13 protein-coding genes are annotated in these 12522 nt (G+C 53.6%); 7 read left to right on the top strand and 6 right to left on the bottom strand.

Features of this window, described 5'->3' with window-relative positions:
- Window positions 1-26 precede the first annotated feature (26 nt).
- From MJA45_RS07445 to MJA45_RS07460, 4 genes are all read left to right on the top strand, one after another.
- Window positions 27-389 (top strand): carboxymuconolactone decarboxylase family protein, encoded by a 363-nt coding sequence (locus MJA45_RS07445; protein WP_315606637.1) that lies wholly within the window; start codon window positions 27-29, stop codon window positions 387-389.
- A gap of 30 nt (window positions 390-419) precedes the next feature.
- A complete protein-coding gene (nagZ, locus tag MJA45_RS07450; RefSeq protein WP_315606638.1) occupies window positions 420-1787 on the top strand; it encodes a beta-N-acetylhexosaminidase in 1368 nt (455 codons plus the stop codon).
- Window positions 1788-1992: 205 nt separating this feature from the next.
- Entirely contained in the window at window positions 1993-2655 is a 663-nt protein-coding gene (locus MJA45_RS07455) for an ArsR/SmtB family transcription factor (protein ID WP_315606639.1), read from the top strand.
- Window positions 2656-2726: 71 nt separating this feature from the next.
- The gene (locus MJA45_RS07460; RefSeq protein ID WP_315606640.1) at window positions 2727-4040 is read left to right on the top strand and encodes an MFS transporter; all 1314 of its coding nucleotides are present in this window, start codon (window positions 2727-2729) and stop codon (window positions 4038-4040) included.
- Window positions 4041-4211: 171 nt separating this feature from the next.
- On the opposite strand, the gene MJA45_RS07465 is transcribed toward MJA45_RS07460, so the two are convergent.
- The 3 genes from MJA45_RS07465 to MJA45_RS07475 all read right to left on the bottom strand — a co-directional run bounded on the left by MJA45_RS07465 (window position 4212) and on the right by MJA45_RS07475 (window position 6009).
- Window positions 4212-5144 (bottom strand): IS3 family transposase, encoded by a 933-nt coding sequence (locus MJA45_RS07465; RefSeq protein ID WP_315607957.1) that lies wholly within the window; start codon window positions 5142-5144, stop codon window positions 4212-4214.
- Window positions 5042-5377, bottom strand: coding sequence for a transposase (locus MJA45_RS07470; RefSeq protein WP_315606641.1), 336 nt, complete (start codon window positions 5375-5377; stop codon window positions 5042-5044). The genes MJA45_RS07465 and MJA45_RS07470 overlap by 103 nt, the downstream gene beginning before the upstream one ends.
- Before the next feature lie 86 nt (window positions 5378-5463).
- A complete protein-coding gene (locus MJA45_RS07475; protein WP_315606642.1) occupies window positions 5464-6009 on the bottom strand; it encodes a TetR/AcrR family transcriptional regulator in 546 nt (181 codons plus the stop codon).
- Window positions 6010-6283: 274 nt separating this feature from the next.
- On the opposite strand from MJA45_RS07475, the gene MJA45_RS07480 reads away from it, so the two are divergent.
- From MJA45_RS07480 to MJA45_RS07490, 3 genes are read left to right on the top strand one after another with little or no spacing between them, the layout of a single operon-like run.
- Complete coding sequence (locus tag MJA45_RS07480) at window positions 6284-7024, top strand: SDR family oxidoreductase (protein WP_315606643.1); 741 nt, start codon at window positions 6284-6286, stop codon at window positions 7022-7024.
- 40 nt (window positions 7025-7064) lie between these two features.
- Window positions 7065-7895: an SDR family oxidoreductase gene (locus MJA45_RS07485; RefSeq protein ID WP_315606644.1), complete on the top strand. Its 831-nt coding sequence runs from the start codon at window positions 7065-7067 to the stop codon at window positions 7893-7895.
- Window positions 7896-7909: 14 nt separating this feature from the next.
- Complete coding sequence (locus tag MJA45_RS07490; protein WP_315606645.1) at window positions 7910-8890, top strand: aldo/keto reductase; 981 nt, start codon at window positions 7910-7912, stop codon at window positions 8888-8890.
- Window positions 8891-9076: 186 nt separating this feature from the next.
- Here the strand turns inward: MJA45_RS07490 and MJA45_RS07495 are convergent, their stop codons facing one another.
- From MJA45_RS07495 to MJA45_RS07505, 3 genes are all read right to left on the bottom strand, one after another.
- Entirely contained in the window at window positions 9077-10012 is a 936-nt protein-coding gene (locus MJA45_RS07495; RefSeq protein ID WP_315606646.1) for an aldo/keto reductase, read from the bottom strand.
- Window positions 10013-10071: 59 nt separating this feature from the next.
- On the bottom strand, window positions 10072-11064 hold the full coding sequence (locus MJA45_RS07500; RefSeq protein WP_315606647.1) for a Gfo/Idh/MocA family protein: 993 nt from the start codon (window positions 11062-11064) through the stop codon (window positions 10072-10074).
- A gap of 229 nt (window positions 11065-11293) precedes the next feature.
- Window positions 11294-12508 (bottom strand): ATP-binding response regulator, encoded by a 1215-nt coding sequence (locus tag MJA45_RS07505; protein WP_315606648.1) that lies wholly within the window; start codon window positions 12506-12508, stop codon window positions 11294-11296.
- Between the last annotated feature and the right edge of the window lie 14 nt (window positions 12509-12522).

A 12522-nucleotide genomic window follows, 5' to 3' on the forward strand; every position in this document is an offset into this window, starting at 1 on the left:
TAACGTTAAGGAGAGTGTCACCGATTATGCCGAACAACCTCACGGAAGAGAAGGTAGGGGCGTACAAAATAGGAGTAGGCCATCTGCAGGAGCATGCTCCGGGAATGGTCGAAGCCTACAACCGGTTTACCGGGGAATGCTTCGCGGAAGGGGCCGTCGACGCCAAAACCAAGCAGCTGATCGCCCTGGGCATCAGCCTGTTCGCCAACAATGAAGTCTGCACGCTTGTGCATGTGAACGAAGCGCTCCAGGAAGGAGCCAGCTCCGAGGAGATTATGGAAACCGTGGCGGTGGCGGCTGCGGTCGGAGGCGGGCATGCCATGTCCCAGGGAGTAACCCGGGTCCAGCAGGCGCTTTCCTCGGCAGAGTCCACTTCCTCTTCCCACTAAGGCAGTCCGGTGGCCGATAGGAGGAATACCATGACCAAGCTTAATCCCACGAATCATACTTACAAAAGGAACGCAGCCAGAGCCTGGAGAAGGGCCGCCGGCTGCGTTCTTCTGGCCGGCCTTCTTGCGGCCGGAGGCTGCGGGCCGAAAGGAGGAGGGCAGGGGGCCGGAGCGGCTTCGGCGTCTCCGCCTCCCGTATCATCGCCCGGGACCACCGCCTCCGTCACGAGCACCCCGTCCGCGGCCTCGACGCCGCCTGCGGGGCCGACCCCGACAGCGGCTGCCGTTTCGCCGACTCCGCCGCCTGATGCCATCCGGGAGAAGCTCCGGGCCATGACGCGGGAGGAGAAGGTCGGCCAGCTCGTGCTGGTTGGCATGGACGGGAGGGAGACCAATGCGCAGACGAAGGAGCTCATCCGCACCTATAAGGTGGGCGGCTTCATCTTCTTCAAGGTCAACCTGACCGGCACGGACCAGGCTCTTCGCCTGTTTACGTCCCTGAAGGATACAAACCGGGCCTCGAGCTCCATCCCGTTGTGGATGAGCGTAGATGAGGAGGGAGGCCGGGTGACGCGGCTTCCGGACGAATTCGAGAAATTTCCGAGCATGGGGAGCCTCGGGAAGAAGAACAGCAGTGACCTCACCCGCCAGGTCGGGAAGCTGATCGGCCGGGAGTTGGCCGGCTTCGGGCTTAATACCGACTTCGCCCCCGTGCTCGATGTGAACAGCAACCCGGATAACCCGGTCATCGGCGACCGATCCTTCGGAAGCAGTGCCGAACGGGTATCCCGGCTCGGCGTGGCGGAGATGAAAGGGCTGCAGAGCGAAGGGATTCTGTCCGTGGTGAAGCACTTCCCCGGCCACGGCGATACGTCGGTGGATTCGCACATCGGCCTTCCCGTCGTCCCGTATGACATGGACCGGCTGAAGAAGCTGGAGCTCGTGCCCTTTGCCGAGGCGGTCAAGAACGGGGCCGACGCCGTAATGGTGGCCCACCTGCTTCTTCCGAAGCTGGATAGCAAGCATCCCGCCTCGTTCTCGAAGGCGGTCATCACCGACGTTCTCCGCAAGCAGCTCGGCTTCGGCGGAGTGGTCTTTACGGATGACATGACGATGGGGGCGGTCGTCAAAAACTATTCCATCGGGCAGGCGGCGGTTCAAGCCATTCTGGCCGGAGGGGACATTGTCCTTGTCGGGCATGATTTCGAGAAGCAGACTACCGTCATCCAGGCCCTGCGAAAAGCCGCAGCGGACGGGACCCTCTCGGAGGAAAGGCTGGACGAATCCGTCTACCGGATTCTGAAGCTGAAGGCCAAGTATGGGGTTACCGACGCCCGCCCTTCCGGACCGGACGTGAAGGCGATCAATGCCGACATCCGGAAGCTACTGGCTCCCTAGGGAGCGATTTCCGCCTCAAGAAGAGAAACGTTAGTTCAGCGATCCAGGGAGCAGCTTGCCGCCACGGCAGCTGCTCCTTCTGTCGTTGCTAAAGGGCAGTAAATGGCAGTCTATTTTCCCCGAAAAAGATTTCTTGACTCTAAGAGAAGAAGCCTTTACATTGAAACTATTCAAGTAATTAATTGAATAGTTGAGGTGTTATTACATGTACATACAACGTCAATGGAGGGACCGGCTTTATCAGGAATTTGCCCGGATCGGGAAGTGCCTATCCAGCCCAAAACGGTTGGAACTGATCGACATCCTCTCTCAAGGGCCTAAGTCGGTCGACCAACTGTCCAAGATGACGGGAATGAGTATCGCCAATGTGTCACAGCACCTGCAAACCCTGCATGAATCCAGGCTAGTTCGATTTCAAAAGAAAGGGAACTACGTCATTTATGAAATCGCCGAACCGGCCGTGGCGGATTTTATGGTCTCCCTGCACCGGTTCAGCGAAGATCAGCTCGTCGAGATTCAGCGGCTGAAGACCGAAATTCTCCAGAATTACAGGGATGTGGAACCCATCGGCTTTGATGCTCTAATGGAACGGATGGACAAAGGGGAGGTTGTCCTGTTGGACGTCCGTCCCGAGGAAGAATACAGAGTGGGTCATATTCCGGGAGCCATTTCCGTACCAATGGAAGAACTGGAGCACCATTTATCCTCTTTGCCCAGCGACAAGGAAATGGTGGCGTACTGCCGTGGGCCCTACTGTTTCTTGTCGCTTCAAGCGGTCGAGCTTCTCAGAAGCAAGGGCATAAACGCCTCTCGATTGGAAGAAGGTGTGCATGAGTGGAAGCAGTACGCAGCGTCCCATGCCAACTGAAGGAGCTCCCCTCGAGGTTAGGCGACTGAGCGGCAATGGGTTCAAAACAATCAGAGAGGTGGTTCTAGGCGATGACGCAGGAACCTCGGAATGAGGACAATCCACTTCAAGATTATGTCCACTCTCAGGAGATGCAGCAAAAACTGTACAGGCGTTCTTTGTTCATTGTCGTTCTTTCCCAAATTTTTGGAGGTGCAGGTCTTGCCGCGGGAGTAACGGTGGGTGCGCTTCTTGCGCAGGATATGTTGGGATCGGAAAGCTACGCAGGTGTTCCGGCCGCCTTGCTCACGCTTGGTTCCGCCGCAGCCGCTTGGTTGGTCGGCGGTTTTTCCCAGCGTCACGGCAGACGCTTGGGACTCGCTGCGGGCTTTCTATCAGGTGGTATGGGCGCTATTGGCGTAGTAGGGTCTGCCGTCATTCAAAGCATTCCTCTTCTCTTTGCTTCGCTCCTCCTGTATGGAGCCGGCAGCGCGACCAACCTGCAGGCACGCTATGCCGGTACAGACTTGGCTAAGCCCGGACAGCGGGCAACCGCCATCAGTATTGCGATGGTTTCGACGACCTTCGGCGCAGTGGCCGGACCCAACCTGGTCGGGGTGATGGGACGCTTTGCGGTATCGATCGGCGTCCCGGCCTTGGCCGGACCGTTCCTCCTTGGAGCCGCCGCTTATATACTGGCCGGCATCGTCATATTGCTCTTCCTTAAGCCGGACCCCCTCCTTGTTGCAAAAGCGGTTAATGTCCACTCCTTCTCGACTCAACCGTCAGCAGCCTCGGCTAAGACAAATAACACCCGGGGCTTGCTGGTCGGGGCCACCGTCATGATTTTGACGCAGATCGTGATGATTGCCATTATGACGATGACGCCGGTCCAGATGAAACATCATGGCCACAGCCTGGGCGATGTAGGATTGGTAATCGGTATCCATATTGGCGCTATGTATTTGCCTTCGCTTGTGACAGGCCTCCTTGTCGATAAGATCGGTCGGACAGCAATGTCAATCGCATCGGGTGCTGTTTTGCTGATTGCCGGGCTTGTTGCGGCCGCTGCGCCTGGAGATTCCATGCTTCTTCTCACGGCAGCACTTGCCCTGCTGGGTCTCGGCTGGAACCTTGGACTGATTAGCGGCACGGCGATAATCGTAGATGCAACGGGGCCTGCCACGCGGGCAAGAACCCAAGGGAGGATCGATGTGCTGATCGCGTTGGCCGGCGCATCGGGCGGGGCGCTGTCCGGTATGGTCGTCGCTCATTCAAGTTATTCCACTCTGTCGCTTGCCGGAGGGGGCCTTGCCCTTTTGCTTATACCTGTCGTTATGTGGACTCGAAGAAAATCAAATGTATCATTGTCGGCACAAGATAAAACGCTGAACTCCCAGACTTAACCCAACCGACACGATATCGTAACGACAACAAGCGGCCGACATCATCGGCCGCTTGTTCCGTTAACGGGCCTATTTCTCTATAACCTATTGATGTTGAATATTTGTCCCATATAAAAGCTGCTGCTGGAAATTGAACTTACCCCCGTCAAGTAGACAGTAAATATCAAGCCACTAAGCGACCTTGGTCCGGTATTCAACCGGACTAAGGTTGTTTAGTTTCTGTTGAAAACGTTCGTTATTGTAAAAGTGAATATAGCTTCCAATGGCCTCTGTTAGTTCATCTTCAGATGCAAAGGATTGTAGGCGAACACACTCCGACTTGAGGTGCCCGAAGAAGCTTTCAATGCAGGCATTGTCCCAACAGTTGCCCTTGCGCGACATACTTGGCTTTATCTTCTTGCGCTTCAACAGCGTATGGTAATGCTTGTGGGTGTATTGAAACCCTTGATCGCTGTGAAGCAAAAGCTTCTTCACATTGCGCTTGTGTACAGCTGCTTCGACGGTATCCAGTACAAGCTTTAAGTTGTTGTGGCGGCCGATTTGGTAGGACACCACTTCGTTGTTATAGAGATCAAAAATAACCGATAGGTATAGGAATCGGGAACCGATCGGCAGATAGGTAACATCGGTTGCCCACTTTTGGTTCGGGGCTGCTGCGCTGAACTTCCGGTTAAGCACGTTCTTAGACACAACGGTGGCTTCCCGGGAGCCGAAGTAGGGCTTCTTGCGCCTAATCCGTGATCGGATGCCGAGTTCCCTCATGAGCCGGTAAACTCGCTTGTGATTGACTTGGAGATTATAGGTCTTCTTCAGCCATGTGCGAACACGGGGATACCCGTAGATCCCCTTTACATGCGTGTGGCATTCCATGATCTTCGCCTTCAGCTCGTCGTCCTGGATCTGTTTGGCTGTAGGGTGTTGCTTGCGCGCTGCCCACTTGTAGTAACTGCTTCGGGCTACGCCTGCCAGCCGGCAAAGCAGCGTGATCGGATAGGACGGAGCTAGTTCCTCAATGGCTTGGTACGTTTGACGTTGTTCTTCTCTTCCCCCCTTTGCAGTTCGATAAGCTTTTTTAGCAACGCATTCTCCGCTCGGAGCTGCAATAGTTCTTCTTCCACCGTTGCCGGTTTCTTGGGTCTCCCTGTACTTGATGTGCCTCTTTTTTCCTTAAGCCCCTCGAGTCCTTCTCGTTCATAATGCGATACCCATCTTCGAACCATTTTGTCGTTGATGCTCAAAGCCTTTGCTACGGTTTTGTAGCCCATACCCTCTACAACGAACATTTCCACTGCTCGCCGTTTGAATTCTATGTCATACGTCTTCCGAATTTCGCCCAAGAAAAATCCCCTCCAAGTAAACCATAGTGTGCTTTTTCCACACTGTCTACTTAAAGGGGATAATATCAAAATGATCGGCAGCTTCTTTATAAATTCCTCTCTAACAAAATCCCCACTTGCTCTGCCATAACATGAGGGGAATAAGGCATTCCATTCGCTATCCACCATTCCACCATGCCTACATAGGACGTCACAATAAATTGAAGAATAACATCTGCGTTTAATCCGCGATTTTTTCCTCCTTTTACATTGACTTCATCTTGGAACTCCTCGATTAGAAATTCCAGGAACTGACTGCGAAAAGAAGGTGCCCCTTTACTCTTTAGCATGGTTGAAAAGAATAAATGATTTTTTTCAAGATATTCGAACCAAGGAAGATTCGCATCTTTATATTCCATGTCCGATGTCGATTCACAAATATCCCGCATTTCCTTAATATGCTCAGCAATTAATCTGTCCAATAGATCGAATTTATCCTGATAATGAAGATAGATGGTTCCTCTACTCACATTAGCTCTGTCGGAAATATCTTGTATCGTAATATCATCGAATTCTTTTTCAGACATTAGTTCTATAATGGCTTTCTTTAACGCTTCTTGAGTTTTCTGTATTCTTCTATCCACTTTAGACATTAAAGTAGTCACCCTGGCTTTCAAAAAATAGTAAACAGCTATCAAGCATTTGTTCAGTAATTGACGAATTAAGCGAATCTAACCATTGCCTACTTTCTGGATTGCTTTATAATTATAGACATGAGTACAGTAATTGATCAATGTCTTTTATTCTTTTGCCGAATAAGTCGGGAAAGACGTTGGTTAAAATAACCTGATTAAATAGCCAAGGCCATATCAGCCAATTATCGCGGCAAAAGAATAAAACACATCAAGAAAGGATCTGTTACCTTATATGTCCGATATCCAAGGCAAAGTTGTCATAATTACAGGTGCATCAAGCGGGATCGGAGAAGCTACTGCCAAAGAACTTGCTTCAAAAGGCGCCATATTGGTCCTGGCAGCCCGGCGTGAAGATCGATTAAAGCAACTGCAGGAAGAAATTCAAAACGGCGGTGGTCAAGCCATTTATAAAGTGACTGACGTGACGTCGAACGAACAAATGGAAGAGCTAGCCGAATTTACTCTTAAGTCTTTTGGGAAAATCGATGTTTTGGTTAACAATGCCGGAGTCATGCCTCATTCGTTTCTTTATAAGAAAGAAATTGATGATTGGAACAAAATGATTGACGTCAACATCAAAGGTGTTCTGTATGGCATCGCGGCTGTGCTGCCTTCCATGAGGGAACGAAAAGAAGGGCACATCATTAACGTTTCCTCTGTTGCAGGACACGTTGTCGGCGCTGGAAGCACCGTGTATGCGTCAACGAAGCACGCCGTACGTGCCATATCGGAAGGATTGCGCAAAGAAGAGCTTATTAACAACATCCGCTCAACCATCATCTCGCCAGGAGCCGTTACGAGCGAATTGATCGAAGGCGTTACCGATCCTGATTTAGTGCCGGTGATCGAAAAACTGTATGAAATGGCTATCGGAGCCGATAGCATCGCTCGTGCGATTGCGTTTGCTATGGAAGAACCGGCTGACGTCGCGATTAATGAGATGATCATTCGTCCGACGCGTCAAGAACGATAAGAATGGATTGGCACGGCGAATTTGGCAAGGGGGACAGGCAATGAAAGAAGTGATCCTTTGGACCGGTGCTGGACAGATTGGCATGGCGATAGCTAGAAGAATTGGTTTCGGTAAGAAAATTATGGTTGGTGACAAGAACCTAGATAATAGCGAGGCTATTGCAAAAATTATGAAAGAAGCCGGATTTGATGTGGAGCCTGTCGAAACGGACATTTCATCCAGAGAATCTATTATAAATTTGATTGCAGAAGGACAGAAGTATGGTGAAATCACTGCTCTTATCAATGCAGCGGGCGTGTCACCTAGTCAGGCACCTATTGAAATGATTTTGAAAGTGGATTTATACGGAACCGCAGTATTGCTGGAGGAAGTAGGTAAGGTCATAGCTCCTGGGGGGGTTGGTGTGACCATTTCCAGTCAATCTGGACACCGAATGCCTCCATTGGGAGTTGAAATGGATGAACAGCTGGCAACGACACCAACGGAAGATCTCCTTAGTTTGGAAGTCCTTCGTCCAGAAAATATCAAGGATACGCTGCACGCTTATCAAATGGCGAAACGGTGCAATGTGAAGCGCGTTATGTATGAATCAATACGTTGGGGGGAAAGAGACGCCCGTCTCAATTCCATTTCTCCAGGGATTATCGTAACGCCATTGGCCTTAGACGAATTCAATGGTCCAAGAGGAGATTTCTATAAAAATATGTTTGCCAAATGCCCTGCCGGTCGTCCAGGAACAGCGGATGAGGTTGCCAATGTGGCTGAGCTGCTGATGATGCCGCAGGGGGCTTTCATCACAGGGTCTGATTTCCTAATTGACGGCGGAGCCACGGCTTCTTATTTTTACGGACCACTTAAACGAGCAGAATAAGGAGCGAATGGATGATGGAGTATACGAAACTTGGAAACACCGGCTTGGATGTTTCTCGAATTTGCCTTGGCTGCATGGGTTTTGGTGTAGCAGAGCGTTGGACGCACCCATGGGTTATCAACGAAGAACAGAGCCGCCCGATTATTAAACAGGCACTTGAACTGGGGATCAACTTTTTTGATACGGCGAACGTCTACTCCGACGGAACAAGCGAAGAAATTGTTGGACGGGCGCTAAAGGACTACGCCAACCGGGATCAAATCGTTCTTGCCACCAAGGTTTGGGGACGCATGAACAAAGGGCCAAATGGCGCTGGGTTGTCCCGGAAAGCGATCATGAGTGAGATTGACAAGAGCCTCAAAAGGCTGGGCACTGATTACGTCGATTTGTACCAAATTCATCGGTGGGATTACGACACGCCGATCGAAGAGACGATGGAAGCCATGCATGACGTGGTGAAGGCTGGTAAGGCGAGATACATTGGTGCTTCGGCGATGTTTGCGTGGCAATTTCTAAAAGCACTGAATGTCGCCGATAAAAAGGGATGGACTCGCTTTGTATCCATGCAGAACCACATGAACCTTATATACCGTGAAGAGGAACGTGAGATGTTGCCTCTTTGTAGGGAAGAAGGAATCGGCGTGATTCCTTATAGCCCGCTTGCTTCAGGGAGACTCACGCATGATCGAGGAGAAACGACACATCGTTCTGAAACCGACCAAGTTCAAAAGAGAAAATACGATGTGATGGCAGATGCCGATCAATCGATTGTGGATCGTGTGGCAGAACTTGCTGAAAAACATGGCGCTCCCCGCGCTCAAATCGCATTAGCGTGGTTGTTGCAGAAACAACCGGTCACAGCGCCGATAGTCGGGGCTACGAAAACGTCTCATCTTGAAGTTGCGGCCGGTGCTCTTTCTGTGAAGCTAGCACCTGAAGAAATTGCGTATGTGGAAGAACCTTATGTGCCGCACCCAGTCGTTGGTGCTCAGTGAGGATAGGCGTGGCAGTGTTAAATCCTGCCTGTTTCGTGCTGCAGCCCGGATATAACAAGTCCGCTCCTCTTTTATGGAGCGGACTTTGTTTGTTGGGGATTGCCGTTTAAGTAGAGGATAACCGGACGGGTACGGGGCCTTATCTAAGCCGGCTGGCCCAGACAGTCTGCACCGCCATGAACGCGATTACCCGCGGTCGCGCAAATCCAGCCAGCGGATTTCGTCCGGCGTCAAGGTGACGCGGGCTCCTTCCACGCTCGAATTCAGCTCTGCCGTGTTCTGCGGCCCGATGAGGGCGCAGGCCGGGAACGGCTGATTGAGCACGTAGGCGAGCGCGATCTGGATCGTGCTGAGCCCCTTGTCCTTGCCGAGCTGCTCGGCGCGGCGCAGGCGCTCCCAGTTGTCGTCGCTGTAGAAGACGCGAACGAGATCGGCGTTCGAGCGGTCTTCCGGGCCGAACCGGCCGGTAAAGAATCCTCTTGCCTGTGAGGACCAGGAGAGAAGCGGGAAGCGGTTGGCCTCGTGCCAGTCGAGCGTTTCTTCGTCGGCCGACACGCAGCCGGCCCAGAACGGCTCGTTCGCCTTGGCCAGGCTCAGGTTCGGGGAGCTGAACGAGAATCCGGTCAGCCCGTGGGCCGCCGCGTACTCGTTGGCTTCCTGAAGACGGCGGGTGGTCCAGTTCGAGCCGCCGACCGCCCGGATCGTGCCCTTCTCGATGTGACGGTTGAGTGCTTCCACGATCGGGCCGACCGGAACCTCCGGGTTGTCCCGGTGAAGAGCGTAGAGATCGATGTAATCGGTTCGGAGCCGCTCCAGGCTCACCGCCAGGTCGGAGTCAATCGCCTCCCGGGTCACCCTCGGGCCTTTGGAATCGTGATGGGCGCCTTTCGTGAAGATGACGACCTGGTCGCGGTTGCCGCGCTCGGCCATCCAGCGGCCGATGGCCTGCTCGCTTTCTCCGCCGCTGTAGATGTGGGCGGTGTCGATGGTGTTGCCGCCTACCTCGAAGTAGGCATCCAGCATTTCGTGAACCTTCTCCGTGTTGCGGAGATTGAAATAGTCCGATCCCATGATCAACTGGGAAACTCCGCGGTCCAGGCCGGGGATTTGAATCGTTTTCAAAGTGGTTTCCTCCTTGGAGTGGGAGATTTGGTGAAGCCGTTCCTATCGTTGACCTTGGCTTACAGGGTAATGCGCACCCGCTCGTTGGCCGATTTCAGGCAGGCATCCAGCACCTTCATGTTCCGTATGGCATCCTCAGCGGGGTAGGGCAGGTCGGCCTCTCCCCAGATGGCACGCGCCATGGTGTCTGCCTGCAGGGCATACTGGTTGAGCTGCGGGAATTCTTCCTCCCGTTCCCCGTCGCGCGTGAAGACCTTAAAGTTCGCCGGTCCGATAAAAGCGGAGGGAACCTCGATGCGGCCGTCGGTGCCGACCACCTCCAGCGTGTTGCGGAAAGCCGCCCACATGCCGCAGTCGAAGGTCAGCGCGACGCCCTTCGAGAACTCCAGCAGCCCGGAGGCCATCATGTCCACCTCATCGTGCTCGGGCGAGAGCAGGGCGTGAACGGTAGCGGCCTGGGGCTCCTCACCCAGAATCAGCCTGGCGGCGCTGATCGGGTAGCAGCCCACGTCATACAGCGAGCCTCCGCCCATGTACCGCTTGTAACGCACGTTGTTCGCGTCCTTTGCGTTATTGAACGTGAAGGTGCCGTGGATGCCGCGGATTTCCCCGATCTCTCCGGCCTGGATGATTTCCTTCAGGCGGGTGTAGCGCGGGTGATACCGGTACATGAAGGCTTCGGCCAGCACCACGCCTGCTTTGGCGCACGCCTCCGCCATTTCCTCCGCTTCTTTGGCCGTCAAGGCCATCGGCTTCTCGCACAACACATGCTTGCCGGCCTCGGCCGCCCGGATCGTCCATTCCTTGTGAAGGTGGTTGGGCAGCGGGATATACACGGCGTCGATGCTGCTGTCGGCGAGCAGCTCCTCGTAACTTCCATAAGACACGGGGATATTCAGCTCCTCCGCCGTCCGTTTGGCCTTCTCGGCGTCCCGGCTCGCTAAGGCGGCGGTAACGCCCGTCTCCGATTCTTGAATGCCGGGAATGACGGCCCGTTTGGCGATGCCGGCGGCCCCTAGAATGCCCCATCTTATTTGACGTTCAGCGCTCATTCACATCTCGCTCCTTTGTCGGGTTTGGGTTTGATGCCATTATATAAGGCATGTCCGAAGATGGATATAACAATATTTTCAGCGGGATATAAGCATTTTTGAAAGGGGACCGCTTAGGCGCACAAAAAAAGGGACCTGCAGCATCGGGCTGCAGGTCCAAAGTATATGTTTTAAAAGGGGGGTCATGATTAGTATAGGCGACGAACATTAACGGGGGATTAACGGTTCATTACCGTTGTGTTACATTTTGTGCGAAGCTGCCCGGATAAGCCGACGGAATCGTAAAGCTGAACATCGTGCCGTCTCCCGGGTGGGACGAGGCGGATATGGTGCCGCCCATGAGCTCCACGAGCGTTTTGCAGATGGACAAGCCCAACCCGGTTCCGCCGAATCGATGGGAGGGGGAATTGATCTGCGTGAAGGGCTGGAAGAGGTAGCCCATCTTATCCTCTGGAATGCCGATCCCGGAATCTTCGACGACGAATTCGAGATCGAAGGCCGGGCCGGCTTCGTACCGTTGGTAGACATACACCTTCACGCCGCCGGCTTCGGTAAATTTGATCGCGTTGCCGATCAGATTGTTCAGCACCTGCCGGAGCTTGTTCGGGTCCCCCATGACCGTTTGCGGAACGGCCGGATCGAGGTATGTCTCCAGGCTGATGCCGCGTTCCCTCGCCAGTGCCCGGAACAGGTCGACCGTTTCCTTCAGGCACAGCTCGAGCTCGAACGGCTCCCGGTCCAGCTCCATTTTGCCCGCTTCCAGCTTCGAATAATCGAGAATATGATTGATGATCGACAACAGACCGCGCCCGCTCGTATGAATGATCTCGGCCGTTTCGCGGTCCTCTTCCTTCATCTCGGATTCCATCAGCATATCGGACATGGCCAGAATGCCGTTGAGCGGGGTCCGGATTTCGTGGCTCATCATGGCGAGGAAGCTCGTTTTGATTCGGGAAGCGATCTCCGCGGTTTCCTTCATTTGCGTAAGCACGCGGTTCGCTTCCTCGAGCTCCTGCGTGCGCTCCTCCAGCTGCGCCGTCTTAAGCTGAAGCTCCTTGCGCGCCCGGTAGAGCCGGACGAAGCCTTCGATCTTGCTTCTCAGAATTTCCGGATGGAAGGGCTTCGTCAAGTAGTCGATGGCCCCCGAGGAATAAGCCATCATGTAATCCTCCAGCTCCGAGGTCAAGGACGTGAGGAAAATGATCGGGATGTCCTGTGACTTCTTGCGCATCTTGATGCGCCGTGCCGTCTCAAAGCCGTTCATGTCGGGCATCAGCACATCCATGATGATCAGGGCCACTTCATTCTCGAGAAGGAGCTTCAGCGCCGACATTCCCGAGGTGGCGCCTATGAGCTCGTAAGGGGTGTTGGCAAGCACCGCTTGGATCGAGGTGTATTCATCGGGCCGGTCGTCCACCAGCAGGATTTTGATCGGATAATCCATGGAATTCCCGTCCC

Origin of the sequence: Paenibacillus aurantius (assembly GCF_032268605.1) — a bacterium.
Taxonomy (GTDB): domain Bacteria; phylum Bacillota; class Bacilli; order Paenibacillales; family NBRC-103111; genus Paenibacillus_AO; species Paenibacillus_AO aurantius.

Coding starts and splice junctions, on each gene's coding strand:
- MJA45_RS07480 (WP_315606643.1), top strand. CDS start 6,284: ATGTCCGATATCCAAGGCAAAGTTGTCATAATTACAGGTGCATCAAGC.
- MJA45_RS07490 (WP_315606645.1), top strand. CDS start 7,910: ATGGAGTATACGAAACTTGGAAACACCGGCTTGGATGTTTCTCGAATT.
- MJA45_RS07485 (WP_315606644.1), top strand. CDS start 7,065: ATGAAAGAAGTGATCCTTTGGACCGGTGCTGGACAGATTGGCATGGCG.
- MJA45_RS07505 (WP_315606648.1), bottom strand. CDS start 12,508: ATGGATTATCCGATCAAAATCCTGCTGGTGGACGACCGGCCCGATGAA.
- MJA45_RS07460 (WP_315606640.1), top strand. CDS start 2,727: ATGACGCAGGAACCTCGGAATGAGGACAATCCACTTCAAGATTATGTC.
- MJA45_RS07445 (WP_315606637.1), top strand. CDS start 27: ATGCCGAACAACCTCACGGAAGAGAAGGTAGGGGCGTACAAAATAGGA.
- MJA45_RS07475 (WP_315606642.1), bottom strand. CDS start 6,009: ATGTCTAAAGTGGATAGAAGAATACAGAAAACTCAAGAAGCGTTAAAG.
- MJA45_RS07455 (WP_315606639.1), top strand. CDS start 1,993: ATGTACATACAACGTCAATGGAGGGACCGGCTTTATCAGGAATTTGCC.
- nagZ (WP_315606638.1), top strand. CDS start 420: ATGACCAAGCTTAATCCCACGAATCATACTTACAAAAGGAACGCAGCC.
- MJA45_RS07500 (WP_315606647.1), bottom strand. CDS start 11,064: ATGAGCGCTGAACGTCAAATAAGATGGGGCATTCTAGGGGCCGCCGGC.